At 42.0% G+C, this 16,696-nt stretch carries 10 protein-coding genes; 4 read left to right on the top strand and 6 right to left on the bottom strand.

Annotation, left to right across the window (positions count from 1 at the left end; translation table 11 throughout):
• Positions 1 to 73: 73 nt before the first annotated feature.
• Together BACPLE_RS00180 and BACPLE_RS00175 are read right to left on the bottom strand one after the other, a co-directional pair.
• On the bottom strand, positions 74 to 1,918 hold the full coding sequence (locus tag BACPLE_RS00180; RefSeq protein WP_007557736.1) for a heparinase II/III domain-containing protein: 1,845 nt from the start codon (positions 1,916 to 1,918) through the stop codon (positions 74 to 76).
• A gap of 6 nt (positions 1,919 to 1,924) precedes the next feature.
• Positions 1,925 to 3,457: a M60 family metallopeptidase gene (locus BACPLE_RS00175; protein ID WP_007557733.1), complete on the bottom strand. Its 1,533-nt coding sequence runs from the start codon at positions 3,455 to 3,457 to the stop codon at positions 1,925 to 1,927.
• A 231-nt stretch (positions 3,458 to 3,688) separates the two neighbouring features.
• Here BACPLE_RS00175 and BACPLE_RS00170 point away from each other — a divergent pair, with 231 nt between their 5' ends.
• The 4 genes from BACPLE_RS00170 (at position 3,689) to BACPLE_RS00155 (ending at position 11,278) form a co-directional block, all read left to right on the top strand.
• The gene (locus tag BACPLE_RS00170) at positions 3,689 to 6,880 is read left to right on the top strand and encodes a SusC/RagA family TonB-linked outer membrane protein (RefSeq protein WP_007557731.1); all 3,192 of its coding nucleotides are present in this window, start codon (positions 3,689 to 3,691) and stop codon (positions 6,878 to 6,880) included.
• A gap of 18 nt (positions 6,881 to 6,898) precedes the next feature.
• A complete protein-coding gene (locus tag BACPLE_RS00165; RefSeq protein WP_007557729.1) occupies positions 6,899 to 8,617 on the top strand; it encodes a RagB/SusD family nutrient uptake outer membrane protein in 1,719 nt (572 codons plus the stop codon).
• 42 nt (positions 8,618 to 8,659) lie between these two features.
• Positions 8,660 to 9,931: a glycoside hydrolase family 88 protein gene (locus BACPLE_RS00160; protein ID WP_007557727.1), complete on the top strand. Its 1,272-nt coding sequence runs from the start codon at positions 8,660 to 8,662 to the stop codon at positions 9,929 to 9,931.
• Positions 9,932 to 10,018: 87 nt separating this feature from the next.
• A complete protein-coding gene (locus BACPLE_RS00155; RefSeq protein WP_007557726.1) occupies positions 10,019 to 11,278 on the top strand; it encodes a DUF2264 domain-containing protein in 1,260 nt (419 codons plus the stop codon).
• A gap of 244 nt (positions 11,279 to 11,522) precedes the next feature.
• Here BACPLE_RS00155 and BACPLE_RS00150 read toward each other — a convergent pair whose 3' ends face one another.
• The 4 genes from BACPLE_RS00150 to BACPLE_RS00135 all read right to left on the bottom strand — a co-directional run bounded on the left by BACPLE_RS00150 (position 11,523) and on the right by BACPLE_RS00135 (position 16,637).
• Positions 11,523 to 12,716 (bottom strand): pyridoxal phosphate-dependent aminotransferase, encoded by a 1,194-nt coding sequence (locus BACPLE_RS00150; protein ID WP_007557724.1) that lies wholly within the window; start codon positions 12,714 to 12,716, stop codon positions 11,523 to 11,525.
• An 84-nt stretch (positions 12,717 to 12,800) separates the two neighbouring features.
• Positions 12,801 to 13,502, bottom strand: coding sequence for a Bax inhibitor-1/YccA family protein (locus BACPLE_RS00145; protein WP_007557722.1), 702 nt, complete (start codon positions 13,500 to 13,502; stop codon positions 12,801 to 12,803).
• A 12-nt stretch (positions 13,503 to 13,514) separates the two neighbouring features.
• Positions 13,515 to 14,729 (bottom strand): bifunctional 3,4-dihydroxy-2-butanone-4-phosphate synthase/GTP cyclohydrolase II, encoded by a 1,215-nt coding sequence (locus BACPLE_RS00140; RefSeq protein WP_007557720.1) that lies wholly within the window; start codon positions 14,727 to 14,729, stop codon positions 13,515 to 13,517.
• Positions 14,730 to 14,744: 15 nt separating this feature from the next.
• Complete coding sequence (locus BACPLE_RS00135) at positions 14,745 to 16,637, bottom strand: LptF/LptG family permease (RefSeq protein WP_007557719.1); 1,893 nt, start codon at positions 16,635 to 16,637, stop codon at positions 14,745 to 14,747.
• Between the last annotated feature and the right edge of the window lie 59 nt (positions 16,638 to 16,696).

Raw genomic sequence — 16,696 nt, 5'->3', positions numbered from 1 at the left:
GGTGGTGATTTCTTGTATAGACGGATTGATAATTCTTATCTATTTTATTTTTTAAGAAATGTGCTTATGCCTTTTAATTAAAAGAGTTGCTGTTATTTTTACTACTCATTTCTACTGTAATTTTAGCTTTACCTCCTTGTGCAGGGCAGGCTATTTCTAACATCGTAATACCTTTAATTGGTTTTTCACCAGGGTAAGTATTATAGGCAGGGTAAGTATGGAAAGTAGCTCCTTCGGGAGAAAGAATACGAAAATAGAATACTTTTCCGTCTTTCTGAAGCTGTGCTACTGAGCCATTTATTGTAACATCGGCTTTTGTTGCTGCGGTCCAAAAAACGGTAGAGGATGTATTTCGTAGTGCCACTTCATCTTCTACTTCGATAGTATGATCATTGACCAGTGTGAATTTACGGAGTGCTTTGTGAGCCTGCACTTTATATACTTCAGAGAGATCTAGTCGGGCATAGGGTTGTGCTGTATGTGTATTTTCTTCGCATACGAAAGCCTTACCGTTAGCATATTGTGGTTGTCTGTCAATATTCAATGTATTATGTGAGAAGTTGTTGTTGCGGAAGTATTTCCAGCGGTCTCCTCCTGGTTTTCCATCCCAGAAGCCAGGTAAGGCGTAATCATCAGCCCCCAAGTCTTCTGTCCAGCACACACTATTACTTTCGATGATAAATGTGCCGCAGTCCATCTGCTGGTGTGCCTGATTGGGCAGTCCGCCTTTGGCTACGAGGAAGACGGAGCCTTTTTCTTTTCGGTTTCCGTTAAGTACAACTAAATCGTTGATACTATTGTGGTATACTTCCAGTGATGGAATATTTTCGTTCTGAGTTGGGGATGCCGGATTGAACCAAGGCAATGATAGAAAGAAAAGTTGGTGTATGGGTTGGTTTTGTTTGATAGTTTTTTCTATTTCTTTCCGGAACCATTCTGCTACTTCCGGTTGCTGATACTTCCGGCTGAAAAAGAAGAAGGCCGGTGTGTTCATAACTTCTTCAGTGCTGGCGTTCCCAAAGTTGAAACGTTGTCCGGAGGGAGTCAGCGTACGTTTATAGAAAAGAGCGGTACGTGATACTCCCGGTAGCTCTCCTATGCCTCCTTGGTCTCCCCCGTTGTCACTGACGGCTTTTAAATATAAAGAAAGATAACTATTAGTGTATCCCCAGTAAGCAGGTCCTTCATAACACACTCCATCGGGGGCAAAGTGTTTCAGGCAGTTAGGCATGTAGCGAGCAGCATTTTCCAAGATTGTTGCTGTTTCCTTTGGATAATCTTCTGCTACGGCCAGTGTTCCCAAGGTCATACCTGTATTACATACCACATTCCAGTTAGTTTCTCTTTTAGCCCAACTTCCGGGGCCTCCTTTCTCATATTCGTGTAAAACGATGGAAATAGCATTTTTGTAGATACTTTCTTTGACTTTCTGTCGGGTACTTTCAGGAAGTGCATCAAAAAGCCAGTCATAAGCGATGGCCACGGCTGTAGTCATTTCAGCAGTATCAAGAAAATGTGCTGGATCCCAATCTTTATAGTCGCATATCCAAAGTAGGGTATTGTTAACAGCATCCAGGTATTTTTGCTCTCCATACAGCCTATAAGCCAATGAAAGGGTTCCTAATCTGGTAACATAAGCCCTTGAAGTATAAAGTATGTTTCCGTATTTGTTTAAATCATAAGTTAGTTGAGGCAATACGACCATGGAGTCGGCTTTTTCTTTCAGAAAAGATGCTAGTTCTCTGGCTAGTGGATCTTTCTTGATTAGTTTTTTTACCTCTTTTTCCTCCACTTTGCTGAATAGTAACCGCGGGTGTGCGGATGGCACATATCCAAATGCGGGAATTGTAATCCATAAAATAAGAAAGAGTGTGCACACTTTGCCTATTTTGAATATGAATGATTGTATTTTGTTCATGGTGCTTTAATCAGTTAAACGTGTGATGTCCTTTTCAGGTTTTGGATAATGTTTTGAGGCAATATATTCTTTTGTGTCTTCCACCATTTGTGGAGTCACATCAAAATCATAGTCAGCATAGTCGCCTACATGAAATTTACCGGTTTCAAAGAATCCCCAGGCCTGGAAGAAATCGGTCAGGTCTGTTTTCAGTAAATCGCAGGTCACTTTGGTAAATTCATACATGTTGTGGATGGAAGCGTTTCCCGTACCTTTGTGTGGGTGGTTTCGCATATATTCCATCAGATCTGCGTAAAAATCGTTGTATCCCTTTTCTTTGGCATATAAGTATAGTTGCCAGAAAGGGACCAGTTTTTGAAATGGATCACCCACGCACATGATGAATGGTTTCTTTTCTGCCTCAAGCACTTCCTTAAATGCTTTGTCGTAGTTCTTTGATTTTGACAAACGGCTGGGTTGTCCTGCGAGTGTAGCCACATACATGGTGAAAAGGTTATTGCTTACTTCTGTCATACCTCCCCAAGTGAGTTGTGGACTCATCTGCATAACGTGTCCGATTTCATGATTTACTCCCCAGTCCTTGTAGATGTCCGGTCCCAATGCCGATTTCATGGTGCTTTCATTGCCAAGGAAAGCCACGCCATCACCGTCGCGGAACATGAAATAGTTGAAGTTGACACGGGCTAAGATGCGTTTTTCGGGTACACGGTTGTATTTTAAGGCTCCACAAAACTCATACTGCTGTGTCATGATTTGATCGTATGCCTGAGCTAGCTCCTTACCTTTTCCATAATCGAATTTTTTCAGGAACTCTACAGGATAGGCAAGTTGCATGTAACGGGTTTTGACATCCATTACCGGACTGACTGCCTGATCAAGAAGTTTGTTCCAATCTTTATTTGTTTGGGTCTCGGCATCAAAGTAGCCGTTTACTTTTCCTGTCACAAAATGGATTGTAACGCCAGGAGCAGTTTCAGGGTCATCGGCAAAATAGTCTATGTAGACATTTCCAGCTTTTTCTACATGAATCACGTTGACTCCTTCATGCAAGGCAATGACCTGCTTTTTCAGTTCCCATCCTTCCGGATCTTTGGTGGGGGCAAATCCAGGTGTAGGCTGTCGCATCCAGTCTGGAATCAGCAGGTTGATTTCTCTTCCGTGCATGTCGCCTACCAATACTACATTCTCTCCTTTTTCCAGATACATACCGGTGATGTTCTCATAACGGCTATATCCGTCTGATAACTTTAGTTTGTTTTGGAGGATTTTGTTGGAAGCTATTGGCCTATAAGTTTTCAACCGGTATTCTTTCTGATAGTTCCCTTCTATCATGCTTTTGGCAAGTTGTCTCATTAAGGGACTTCGGAAATTAGTTAATTGTTTCTTCTTGAAATTGGGGGCAAGTTGCGCGGCTTCCCATCCGTTGAAAAATTCCAGATCTTTTAGAATCTCTTGTGTAGAATACGAGGGCTCTTGTGCTAGAAGGATACTTCCGATACAGCAGCAAGTTGCCAATGTCCATGTGCGTAATGTTTTCATGTTCTTATAGTATTTTGAATAGATACAAAAATAGGACAAAATCAGGGGAAAGAGGGGACTTCGTTGTCCAAATCAGGTTACATTTCTGTGTAAAGTTCTGATTTTAAGTATTCCGTTTAGTGTTAAAAGTCAAAGACTAGACAGCCGTGTGTTTTTGTTTGGACGTAAATGTACCCTGTCTGATGAATGTATTTTTTAGTTTTGCACAAAACCTTAAAATAATTAAGTTTTATGTATCAATCTAAAAAAGAAAAACGCACGTCGTATGGAAGACTCCCTCATTGGCTTTTGGGAGGAGCTTTATGTTTGGTGGGGCATACCGCCTATGCCGATTCTGGTTATAACATGGAAAGTCTTTCGGAGACTCCTTCGTTGATGGTATCGCAACAGAATACGCGTACTATTTCAGGAACGGTTACAGATAAATCAGGAGAACCAATTATTGGGGCAAATGTATTGGTAAAAGGGACATCTCAGGGTATTATTACTGATTTGGATGGAAACTTTACTTTAAATAATGTGCCGGCAAATGCAGAATTGGTAATCAGTTATATTGGCTATAAAGAACAAACTATTAAAATTGGTTCTCAAACTAGTTTCTCGGTTAAACTGGTAGAAGATACAGAGTTGATAGATGAGGTTGTAGTTGTGGGATATGCTTCGCAGAAGAAAGTAAACCTCACAGGATCTGTGGCTTCAGTAGATATGGGAGAAATTGCAGAAAAACGTCCGATTACAAACCTTTCTTCTGGCTTGGCTGGTATGGCTGCCGGTGTGTCTGTCACTTCAAGTAGCAATGTTCCAGGTAATGACAATGCCAGCATTCTGGTACGTGGACAAGGTTCGTTAAATAATTCAGCTCCTTTGGTTATTATTGATGGAGTGGAAAGTAATATTAATACAGTTGCTCCACAAGATGTAGAGACTATGACTGTATTGAAAGATGCTGCTTCGGCTTCTATTTATGGATCTCGTGCTGCCAATGGAGTTATTTTGATTACGACAAAGAAAGGAAAGCAGGGAAAAATTGCTATTGACTACACGGGTTATGTTTCCATGGAATCTATTGGGAAGACGGTGGAAGCTGTTACGAATTATGCCGATTTTATGGAATTGAGAAATGAGGCTCATTATAATTCGGGCTCTGGTGAATATGCACAATATTCGCAGGAAACTATTGACGCATGGAGAAATGATAATGGGCAGAATCCATTAATTTACCCTAATACAAACTGGGTGGATGAGGTATTCCAAACAGCCGTTGCTACCAATCATAATATTTCAATGAGCGGGGGAACAGATAAACTTTCATTCTTTACCTCATTCGGCTATTTGAATAATCCGGGTATTATTGATGCATCAGGATATGAGCGTTATAGTTTTCGCTCTAATGTAGAAGCTAAAGTAGCTTCCTGGTTGACTTTAGGAGCTAGATTAAATGGCTATTTGTCGGATAATGGAATTGCTTCTGATTATATAGATGATATTTTTACTTATAGTTATGCCAGTGTTCCAGGCATTGTTCTTCGACACCCTGACGGACGTTTTGGTGGAGCGCAGGCTGCAGGAGAAGATATTCAGGCAAACAACCCGCTTACCTATATTTATAACAAGACAGGAAATAAAAAGGTCCGTAATTTCCGTGGAGCCTTTAATGGAACCATTACTCCTTTCAAGGGATTAACCATTCAAGGGTCTTATTCGTATGAGTTGACGGATAAGGATAATTGGTATAAAACTAACAAGGTTGATTTGTGGAATTTTGCTTCAGATGCGGTTGTTAGAGCAGATACCCAGAGACAGCAGATTTCGAATTATAACCGTAAGGAAGAACGTATCTTTATGGATGGTGTGATTCGTTATGAAAATAAGTTGTTTAATGACCGGTTAGACCTGAATGTGATGTTGGGAGCTAGTCAGGAAATGTATCGCGACCGTAAAATCAATGCTGGCAAATATGATCCGATTGACCCGTCGATGGATGTAATTGATGGAGCTACCGGAGATGCCACTAACTCTGGTGCACATACAGAATGGGTGATGCGCTCTTATTTTGGACGTATAAATTTAGGTTGGGAAGATAAATATTTGCTGGAAATGAATTTGCGTGCTGATGCATCTTCTCGTTTCTTGAAAAATAAACGCTGGGGATATTTCCCATCTTTCTCTGCAGCTTGGCGTATTGATCAGGAAGCTTTCATGCAAAATACAAAAGGTTGGTTGGACGCCTTAAAGTTACGTGCCTCTTATGGAGAACTGGGTAATAACTATTTGGGTGATGCCTATGATTCTAACTATATGGCTATTGCTGCATATACAGATGCCAACTATGCGCTAGGTAATGTACAGCAGGTGGGTATGACTCAAAATGCATTGGCTAATGGTAATTTGACATGGGAAAGTACGGCAGTGACCAACTTTGCAGTAGATTTTGCTACATTGAATAACCGTCTTTCTGGTACAGTTGAGTATTTTGTGAAGAATACCAGAGATATCTTGATTGATTTGCCTGCTCCACTGGTGCATGGTAATGCCAGTATTCCTCGTCAGAATAGCGCAAAAGTTCGGAACAAAGGTTTTGAACTGACATTTAACTGGGCCGACAAGATTAATGATTTTCATTATAATATAGGGACGAATATTACTTTCGTTGATAATAAGGTTACAAAGTTTAAAGGAGATGAACCAAGTATTAGTGGTAGTGTGATAATAAAAGAAGGATTACCTATAAATACTGAATATGTATTATTGGTTGACCGAATTATTCAGACGCAGGAAGACTTGGATTATGTACAGTCTTTGGTTGATAATGCCCCGATCGGAGAAGATGGAAAAAAAGTAGATCCGTTTGCACAATACAAACGTCCGGAAATGGGAGATGTACTTTATCAGGATACAAATCATGACGGTATATTCAATGATGATGATAAGGTAACAAGAGGTCATGGAAATACTCCGAGATTGTATTATGGAATTAATATAGGATGTGAGTATAAGGGATTTGATTTCTCAATGCTGATGTCTGGAACCGGAAGTTATAAAGTGCAGTATCAGACGATGCATACCACTAATCTGCCAGCCAGTGGATATCAGATAGGTAAAGAAGTTGCTGATGGACGTTGGTATGAAGGACGTACAACGACAGCTACTTATCCAAGACTGTTGATTAATGATGGACGTAATACGAGAAGCAGTGATATGTGGGAAACAGATAAGGCATATTTGAAAATAAAGAATATTCAGTTGGGATATACTTTGCCTAAACGTTGGACTGATGCGGCAGCACTGAGCAGAGTACGTTTGTTCTGCAGTTTAGAGAACTTCTTTACATTTACCAATTATGTAGGTATGGACCCGGAAACTTCTGGTTTGACTTATCCAAGTATTCGTCAAGCTTCATTTGGAGTTAATGTTTCATTCTAAAAAATAAAAGACTATATCATGAAAAAATATATATTATTATTGGCAGCAATGGGGATGATGAGCGGCTGTTACGACTTGGATCAGTTTCCCCACGATAGATTAAGTTCTGGAACTTTCTGGAAAACAGAAGATCATGCACATCAGGGTATGGTAGCTATGTATAATACCTTGCTGAATGAAAATGTATTCGGTGCTTATTATAACAATGATGCACTGGGAGAAATAGCAATGGATTATAATAACTGGCAGATGCCTTCAATCATAAAAGGTACTTATACTGACCGGGGTGGATTGGTGGAAAGTAAATGGCAAAGTGCATACAATGGTGTTTTTCGTGCTAACTTGCTGTTGCAGAATATTGATGGAGTTGATATAAGCGAAGACGAAAAGGATGTCTATAAAGGAGAAGCACGGTTCATGCGTGCGCTTTACTATTTTCATCTGTTTGATTTCTATGGAGGAGTGCCTCTCTATGATGAAACAACAGTGGTAGGTGAAGAGTTTATGACCATGAATAAGCCTCGTGCTACAGAAGAGGAAACGGTAAAGTTTATCTTGGATGATTTGAATGCTGCTGTAAGTGTACTTCCTGTAAAATGGGAAAGTACAGAGTACGGTCGTGCTACAAGAGGTGCAGCTGTGGCATTAAGAGGAAAAGTAAAACTCTATACCAAAGACTATGTAGGTGCGCAAGCTGATTTTGAAGATATAGTATTCGATAAAGAAGGATATGGTTACGGATATGGCTTGATCGATAATTATCCTGATCTTTTTACTTTGGCAGGCGATCAGTCTAAAGAAATAATATTCAGTATTCAGTGTATTAATGGAACCAATAACAATTATGGTTTGCCTTACTGTTTGCGTTTAGGTACGCGTGCGGCTTTTGGAGGATGTTGGAATAACTGTATGCCTACTGATATCTTGGCAGATATGTATGAATATAAAGATGGTCGCCCATTTAGCTGGGATGAGATTTACCCAGGCTTTTCGACAGACCGGGCTATGCAGAAGCGTATATTTGAAGCAACATTAAGTGAAGATGGCAAAACCGTAGCAGCTTATCCAGCAGATAAAGATAAGATACGTTCTATTTATGAAAGCCGCGATCCTCGTATGGAACAGACTCTGATTACTCCTTATTGCCATTTCCTGGGATGTAATGGACGTACTCCTAAAGAAATGGAATATGTATTAGCTACGGGGGTGAATGAAGCTAATGGATTTTTGAGAGATAATTTAGGACATAATAATTATTATTGGCGGAAGTTTGTTCCCGAAGGAGATATGGATGGTATTCTGGAAGACCGTTCTTATTCTCCAGTAGATTTTCCACTTATACGTTATGCGGATGTGTTGTTGATGCTGGCAGAATGTTATAATGAAAATGGAGAACAGGGAAAGGCCGTTGAGTTGATTAATCAGGTTAGACAGCGTAAATCTACGAACATGCCAAAACTGAACAGTGGTCCTGCTTGGTTAAAGGCAGAAACAAAAGCTGAAGTATTTGAACGTATTGTTCATGAAAGAGCAGTTGAACTGGCTTGTGAAGGACATCGGTTTGGAGACTTGAAAAGATGGGGATTGGCTAAAGAAAAGTTGAACTATGAATATGATGATATATTGGGCAAGTTCATCTTTAAACGAGTTTTTGTAGATCGTGATTATCATTTCCCGATTCCAGCGGTAGAATTTGAGCGTAACCCGAATCTGGGAGAACAAAATCCTGGATGGTAATATAATAAGAAGAATAATATTTGAAAAACAGACACTAAAACCATGAAAAAGAAGAAAACGATACTGACTATTGCTTTAAGTTTCTGCGCCCTGGGATTTTCCCAGGCGCAGGAGGTAGAAAAAACATTTATTCGGGAAAATATGGAGTTTGCAGCCCGACAATATGAATTGATGCTGAAGACTCCAGCGCAGGGAAAAGAAGGGAAAGGAGTGATGCCGCATAGTCTGCGTAAAGATGGTACGGTTTCCAAGGGAAGTATTTATTTGTGGACGGCCGGTTTCTTCCCTGGTTCTCTGTGGTATATTTCTGAATACCTAGATAATAAGCCTCTGCAAGATTCAGCTTTGGTTTATACAAAGAAAATGGAACCTATGAAAACTTTTACGGACAATCATGACATAGGTTTTATGATGTACTGCAGCTATGGAAATGCCAACCGGTTTGAGCCAAAGCCCGAATATAAAGACATTCTGGTGGAATCAGCACGTTCACTTTGTACGCGTTTCCGTCCGAAGGCAGGAGTGATTCAGTCTTGGAATGGATTCCGTTCCTGGCATGGTGACAAGGTATATGATTTTCCTGTCATTATTGACAATATGATGAACCTGGAACTGCTGTTTTATGCTTCTAAGGTGACAGGCGATGATTCTTTCCGAAAGGTAGCTATTTCTCATGCGGAAAATACGATGAAAAATCAGGTACGTGATGATTATAGCTGTTTCCATATTGTATATTATGACAAAGAAACAGGAAAACCGATTAAAGGGGAAACTTCTCAGGGATATTCTGACAACTCAGCCTGGTCAAGAGGACAGGCATGGGGTATCTACGGGTTTACGATGTGCTATCGTGAAACAAAAGACCCGCGTTTCTTGAAAACGGCGGAGAAGATGGCTGATTTTTATTTGGATCATCCTAACCTTCCTTCTGATAAAGTGGCATGGTGGGATTTCAACGCACATCAGCCAGGATATACCCCGGGTGTTCGTTCAAATGCCAATAACGTGGTAACTAATTATCGTGACGCTTCGGCTGCGGCATGTACGGCTTCTGCCTTGTTGGAATTGAGCACTTATGTAAAAGGTAGTAAGAGTGCAAAATACCTGGAAGGAGCTAAAGCTATCATGCATTCATTGGGAAGCAAAAAATATCGTGCAGAGTTAGGAAAGAATGGCAACTTTATTCTGATGCATAGTACGGGAGCCATTCCACAGAACTCTGAAATAGATGTACCTTTGACGTATGCCGACTATTATTTTCTGGAAGCACTTTATAGATATGATTTATTGTTGAATGGGCAATCTTTATTTTAACTGAGAAATTCATACTCGGTTTACCAAATTTGGTGAACTGGGTATGTTTTTGTTAAATTTGTGAGAAAAAGTAATATTAAAAAGAATATGCGTAAGTTTAATTTTTTATTCGGACTATTATTGGTAGCCTTTTTGTGCACGGTTTGTGATGTACAGGCGCGCAACAGAAAAAAAGAAGTAGTGACTGAGCAGACAACCGGTGCTCAGGATCGTGCCCAGTGGGTGAAATGGCTTTGGAAAATTTCTTACCCTGTAATTCATAATCTGGCTGAAGGTACACTTCATAAGAATATGCCGATTGAAACGGCCAGTGGTGAAACGAAAGGTTATGATGAAATGACTCATTTGGAAGCGGTGGGTCGTACGCTGGCCGGAGTGGCTCCCTGGCTGGCTTTGCCCGATGATGACACAGAAGAAGGTAAGTTGCGTAAGCAGATGCGGGAAGAGGTGCTGAAAGGCCTGAAGAATGCAGTAGACCCAAATTCTCCCGATAAACTGAATTTTACCAAACATGCACAGCCTATTGTGGATGCGGCTTACCTGGTTCATGCTTTCCTGCGTGCTCCTGAAGCACTGTGGAAACCGTTGGATGAGGTGACCAAACAGCGTTATATTGATTCTTTCAAGGCCTTGCGCGACAGAACGGGAGCGTATAATAACTGGCTGTTGTTTACAGGTTTGACAGAGTCTTTCTTACTTCAGCAGGGAGAAAAAGCTGACCAGTTCCGTCTTCGTGTCTCAAAAAATAAAATTCAGGAGTGGTATGTTGGCGACGGATGGTATAGCGATGGCAGTAAGTTCAGTATGGATTACTATAACTCGTATGTGCTGAACCCTATGATGGTGGCTATGCTGGAAACATTGGTGCCTTTCCGCTGGGCTAGCCAGAAAGAATACGAACAAGCTTTGCGCCGTATGGTTCGCCATGCAGAGTTTTGTGAACGTATTATAGGTCCTGATGGAACTTATCCGGCTTTTGGACGTTCTGTAACTTATCGCACAGCTGCCTTCCAGTCATTGGCCGATGCGGCTCTTCGGGAAAAATTACCTGAATTTATTAAGCCGGCTCAGGTGCGTTGTGCCTTGACTGCCGTACATCGTAATATGTATGAGGGCGATCAGAACTTTGATAAAGAGGGCTGGCTGGTTTTAGGGTTTAACGGTCATCAACCAGAAGCTGCGGATGGATATACTTCTACTGGAAGTTTATACATGGCAACTTTGAGTTTCCTGCCTTTGGGCCTTCCTGCTGATAATCCTTTCTGGACAGATGAACCTGCAGACTGGACGACAAAAAAGGCTTGGAAAGGGGAGAAGATCCGTAAAGATTATAAGGTGGAATATTGAGAATAGACTTATATTTAGCACGTTTTCTAGTAGGTATTTGTTTTTTAGCAAAACGTACTTGCGTTTGTTTTCGAACGTAAGTACGTTTGGGTCAAAACGCAAAGGAGTTTTATTTCAAACGCCTTTGCGTTTTATTGTGAACGCTTAGGCGTTTTTTATGGAAGCGTAAAAGTGTTTGGAAGGACGTAAAAAAACAGCTCTGGAAGGCTCCAGAGCTGTTTTTTAATATTGGGTTTGTAAGAGCTTATTTCAAGCGAGCTAATGTTTCCTTGATACGGTGCATAGCTTCTACGATGTTTTCGTCAGAAGTAGCATAGCTCATACGGATGCATTCAGGTGCACCGAAAGAAGTTCCGCCTACGCAAGCCACGTGACCTACTTCCAACAGGTACATAGCCAAATCGTCTGCGTTGTTGATTATACGGTCACCGTCTTTCTTGCCGAAGAAAGAATCACATTTCGGGAAGAGGTAGAAAGCTCCCTGCGGGAAGTTTACTTCGAATCCCGGAATTTCTTTCGCCAGTTTCACAATCAGATCACGGCGGCGTTCAAATGCCTTACGCATTTCTTCTACCGGAGCTTGAGTACCAGTGTAAGCAGCTTCAGCAGCTTTCTGTGATACAGAGCAAGGGCCTGAAGTATATTGTCCCTGCAGTTTGTTTACACCTTTTACAATCCATTCCGGTCCGGCAATGAAACCGATTCTCCATCCGGTCATGGCATATGCTTTAGACACACCGTTTACAATTACTACACGGTCTTTGATTTCTGCAAACTGAGCAATGCTCTGGTGCTTGCCGATGTAGTTGATGTGTTCGTAAATTTCGTCAGCGATAACGATTACGCGTTCGTGTTTAGCCAATACTTCAGCCAGTCCCTGCAATTCTTCTTTGGTGTATACTGAACCAGTCGGGTTAGACGGAGAGCAAAGAATCAGGGCACGAGTGTTCGGAGTGATAGCTGCTTCCAGCTGAGCAGGAGTAATCTTGAAATCCTGTTCAATACCGGCACGTACAATGACAGGAGTTCCTTCTGCCAGTTTCACCATTTCCGGATAGCTCACCCAGTAAGGAGCCGGAACGATTACTTCGTCACCTTTGTTAATCAAAGCCATGATGGTGTTGCAGACAGACTGCTTGGCACCGTTTGCACAGCTGATTTGAGCGGCTGTATATTCCAGACCGTTTTCATTTTTCAATTTTGCCACGATGGCGTTGCGCAAGGCCGGGTATCCGGCAACTGGAGAATAACGAGAGTAGTTTTCGTCAATAGCTTTTTTAGCGGCTTCCTTGATGTGATCCGGTGTATTGAAATCCGGTTCTCCTACGCTCAGATTGATTACGTCAACCCCCTGAGCTTTAAGTTCACTACTTTTCTGTGACATAGCCAATGTAGCTGAAGGCGACAGGCTATTCAAACGATCTGAAAGTTGGTTCATGTTATTGTGTTATTAAAGTTGGAAATTTTTTGCAAAAGAAGCTAATTTCTTCCATATATAAAAGAAATTAGCTTCTAAAAAGGTTTATTTTCTGTCTCCAAGTATCCGGAGAAGGTAAATGAACAAGTTGATGAAGTCGAGATACAGTGTCAAGGCTCCCATCAGGGCAATCTTCTGTGTGGTTTCGTTGACTTCAATGTCATCGTGCGACAGGAGTTGCTTGATTTTCTGTGAATCGTAGGCCGTCAGTCCCACAAAGAGCAGCACACCGATATAGGAAATAATCATGTCCATCATCGAGTTGTGCAGGAACATATTGACCAGCGAAGCGATAATCAGTCCGATGACTCCCATCAGGCAGAGGCTGCCGATACGGGTAAGGTCTTTCTTGGTTACATACCCGTAAAGGGCGGTTACTCCGAATGTACCGGCTGTCACGAAGAAAGTGGTAGCAATGGAGCTTAACGTGTAAATCAGGAACAAGACGGACATCGTGACACCGTTCAATACCGAATAGGCGATAAACAGGAGGGTAGCCGTAGTGAAACTGATTTTGTGTATACGGGCAGAAAGATACATCACCAGTCCTACTTCAGCAATCAGCAATCCCCAGAACATGATGGAGTTCTGCATGATGGTTTCAATCAGGGTGTACGACTTAGCTACGTACATGGCTACAAAGCCCGTGATGACGAGTGCCAGTGTCATCCACAGATATACGCTGCGGAACAAAGCGGTTTGGGCAGCTTTGCTGGCATAGCTTTTTACTAAGTTATTTGTTTCCATAATCCTTCTTAATTATTTATTGAAATGTAGGGTATGTCCCATTCTTTCTTTCTTGGTGTGCAGATATCGCTCGTTGTACGGATTGGGAGTGACTTCGATAGGTACGTTTTCTACAATTTCCAGTCCGTAAGCTTCCAGTCCCACGCGTTTCACCGGATTATTGGTCAGCAAGCGCATTTTGTGGATACCAATCTCACGCAAAATCTGAGCACCTACTCCGTAGTCGCGTTCGTCGGCCTGATGGCCCAGGCAGATGTTGGCGTCTACCGTATCCATGCCTTCTTCCTGCAACTTGTAGGCTTTCATTTTTTCCATGAGTCCGATACCACGTCCTTCCTGGTTCAGGTAGATAACGGCTCCTTTTCCCTCTTTTTCAATCTGTTCCATGGCTTTGTGCAACTGGTCGCCGCAATCACAACGCATAGAGCCGAAGATGTCGCCGGTAGCACATGAAGAATGTACACGTACCAGTACCGGTTCGTCTTCCGAGAATGTACCTTTAATTAAAGCTACATGTTCCAGACCGTTGCTTTTCTGACGGAACGGAATCAGACGGAAATGACCATGTTCGGTAGGCATGTCTACTTCCACTCCTTTTTCTACCAGTGATTCCTGTTTCAGGCGGTAAGCGATGAGGTCGGCAATGGAAATCAGTTTGAAGCCATATTCGTCTGCCATCTTTTTCAGTTCCGGCAGACGGGCCATGGTGCCGTCTTCGTTCATAACTTCCATCAGGGCAGCAGCAGGATATAAACCGGCCAGGCGTGCCATGTCTACGCAGGCTTCTGTATGTCCGGCGCGGCGCAATACACCTTTTTCCTGTGCATACAAGGGGTTGACATGTCCCGGGCGGCCGAATGTTTCCGGTTTGGAAGTAGGATCGGCCAAGGCACGGATTGTAGCAGCACGGTCGGCAGCCGATACACCTGTAGTACATCCTTCCAGTTTATCGATGGTAACGGTAAACGGAGTTCCTAATACAGAAGTATTGTTAGATACCTGATGCGGTAAATCCAGTTCCTCGCAACGTGATATAGTGATAGGGGCGCAAAGTACACCTCTTGCATGTTTCAGCATGAAATTTACTTTTTCCGGGGTAATCAGTTCTGCAGCTACTACCAGGTCGCCTTCATTCTCGCGGTCTTCGTCGTCTACGATGATGACGAATTCTCCTTTGCGGAAATCTTCGATTGCCTCTTCAATTGTATTCAGTTTGATTTTCTCCATAATGATATTGATAGTTTAGAATGTTTTTTTGATTCTTTCTTGTATGTCGCGGCTATTCTTGACAATGGTTTTCAAATCCTTGTCCAGACGCACGCGATAGCGCCAGATGTTCAGCCAGATAAGCAGTCCGGCCGGAACGATGATTCCAATCAGCAGATTTAACCATCGGTTGTCTGATACGCTCTTATGAGCCTTTACAGATAAGAACGGATAATTGTTCAATAAGTTCAGCAATACTCCGTCTTTTGTATTGGACATCTCTTCTACGAGCCCTTCCATTTGCAGGCTGATTTCCTTGATGGCATCATCATGCTTGTTGTTGGTGAACACCTGATAATAGTTCGGTGGCCCCAGTAGTTTGTGATTCGCTCCATAAGTTTCGCATTCCTGACACAACTTGTCCAAATCCTGATAGATGCGGGTATAGTCTGGTGTGTGGATAATGACCTCTTTCTTAAAGACATGGCGTGAAACTCTTATTCCAAACAGTTTGCGGAAGAAGTTTACATACACGTCGATGTTGAATACCACAGAGTCCTTATTTGATTTGTAAGTAAGGAAACCGCCTAGCGGAGCCAGTATGATGGTACTCATCCATGTTCCAAGTATAATATTCATTTCTCCACTTTTAGCCACACGCGTAGCTCCGGAGTCAATAATATAGTAAAGTACGAAAATTAATACGGAAATCACTACAGGCATACCCAATCCTCCTTTACGGATGATGGCTCCTAGTGGAGCACCGATGAAGAAGAAAATGATACAAGCCAGTGAAAGAGTGATTTTTTTATGCCAGTCCGATTGATGACGGCGGATATTGTTGTCGGCTTCCCGGGTCATATAACTCTTCATGCTCCAGTCTGACATGAGCGAAGACAGACGTGTTTCGGTCGAATTCAGTGTCTTCAACTTTTGGGCAGAGGTCATACCGTTCAAGATACTGTCTGTATTAATAATGGCGAGATGTTCTTTTTCAATCTTTGTAGAGTCTGTTTTAGTGAGTACCGGTTTCCGATAGGCCGTTTTCATGGCATCTGAATACATGGCACGTCCCACGCTGTCGGCATACATGTTGAGGGAGTCGATAGCCAGGGAGATTTCATTCATGTTCTTTATGTCTGAGCGTTGGTTCAGAAAATTGCCGTCCACCATCTCAAAATTGGTGTCAAAAGCAATCAGGGTATGTTTTTCCTTGAACGTTTCCCGACGATAAGGGACATTCCGTGAAATGACAGACTGTGACTTCAGATTCTCAAATTGTTCTCCGTTATACAGGTGCAGATACAAGTGCTTTTTGTCTGCTGTCAGTTCCAGCTTCCCTTCTTCTGCCCAGATAATATGGGCGTTTTCAAATCCGTCAGAGAAGTTGTAAATCAGTACATCTTTCAGAATACCCGTATCACGATCTTTTTTCTTTACATAGATATTGTATCCTTCAATATCGCTGTAAAACACTCCTTCTGGAATATCTACTTCCGGAGACTTTTGTTTCATAGACACCAGCAGTGTCCAAAGCTCTTTTTGTGCTTTAGGACCAATGACATTCTGGAAAAAGAATGACATGACTCCCAAGAACATGCAGAACAGCACGACCGGGCGGATAATGCGAAACAGAGGAATTCCTGCTGCCTTCATGGACAGAAGTTCATAGCGTTCTCCGAAGTTACCGAATGTCATCAGGGCAGCCAGTAGAATGGCCAAAGGAAGAGACAACGGAATCAATGTCAGAGCTGATAAAAAGAAAAACTGAGCAAGAACATTGATTTCCAAACCTTTTCCTACCAGTTCATCGACATATCTCCATAAGAACTGCATCATGAAAATGAAAAGGCAGATAAAGAATGTCCCCGAAAAGAGCAGCAGAAAACTCTTTAAAACGAATATATCAAGTTTTTTTATGCGTAGCATTCCTGTCTTATATTATCAGTATGCAAAAGTAGCACAAAAAACGGACAGCAAAATAAAGT

The sequence above is a fragment of the Phocaeicola plebeius DSM 17135 genome (assembly GCF_000187895.1).
GTDB classification, from domain to species: domain Bacteria; phylum Bacteroidota; class Bacteroidia; order Bacteroidales; family Bacteroidaceae; genus Phocaeicola; species Phocaeicola plebeius.
This window is presented reverse-complemented; position numbering and strand designations above follow the sequence as displayed.

Coding starts and splice junctions, on each gene's coding strand:
- BACPLE_RS00180 (WP_007557736.1), bottom strand. CDS start 1,918: ATGAACAAAATACAATCATTCATATTCAAAATAGGCAAAGTGTGCACA.
- BACPLE_RS00175 (WP_007557733.1), bottom strand. CDS start 3,457: ATGAAAACATTACGCACATGGACATTGGCAACTTGCTGCTGTATCGGA.
- BACPLE_RS00170 (WP_007557731.1), top strand. CDS start 3,689: ATGTATCAATCTAAAAAAGAAAAACGCACGTCGTATGGAAGACTCCCT.
- BACPLE_RS00165 (WP_007557729.1), top strand. CDS start 6,899: ATGAAAAAATATATATTATTATTGGCAGCAATGGGGATGATGAGCGGC.
- BACPLE_RS00160 (WP_007557727.1), top strand. CDS start 8,660: ATGAAAAAGAAGAAAACGATACTGACTATTGCTTTAAGTTTCTGCGCC.
- BACPLE_RS00155 (WP_007557726.1), top strand. CDS start 10,019: ATGCGTAAGTTTAATTTTTTATTCGGACTATTATTGGTAGCCTTTTTG.
- BACPLE_RS00150 (WP_007557724.1), bottom strand. CDS start 12,716: ATGAACCAACTTTCAGATCGTTTGAATAGCCTGTCGCCTTCAGCTACA.
- BACPLE_RS00145 (WP_007557722.1), bottom strand. CDS start 13,502: ATGGAAACAAATAACTTAGTAAAAAGCTATGCCAGCAAAGCTGCCCAA.
- BACPLE_RS00140 (WP_007557720.1), bottom strand. CDS start 14,729: ATGGAGAAAATCAAACTGAATACAATTGAAGAGGCAATCGAAGATTTC.
- BACPLE_RS00135 (WP_007557719.1), bottom strand. CDS start 16,637: ATGCTACGCATAAAAAAACTTGATATATTCGTTTTAAAGAGTTTTCTG.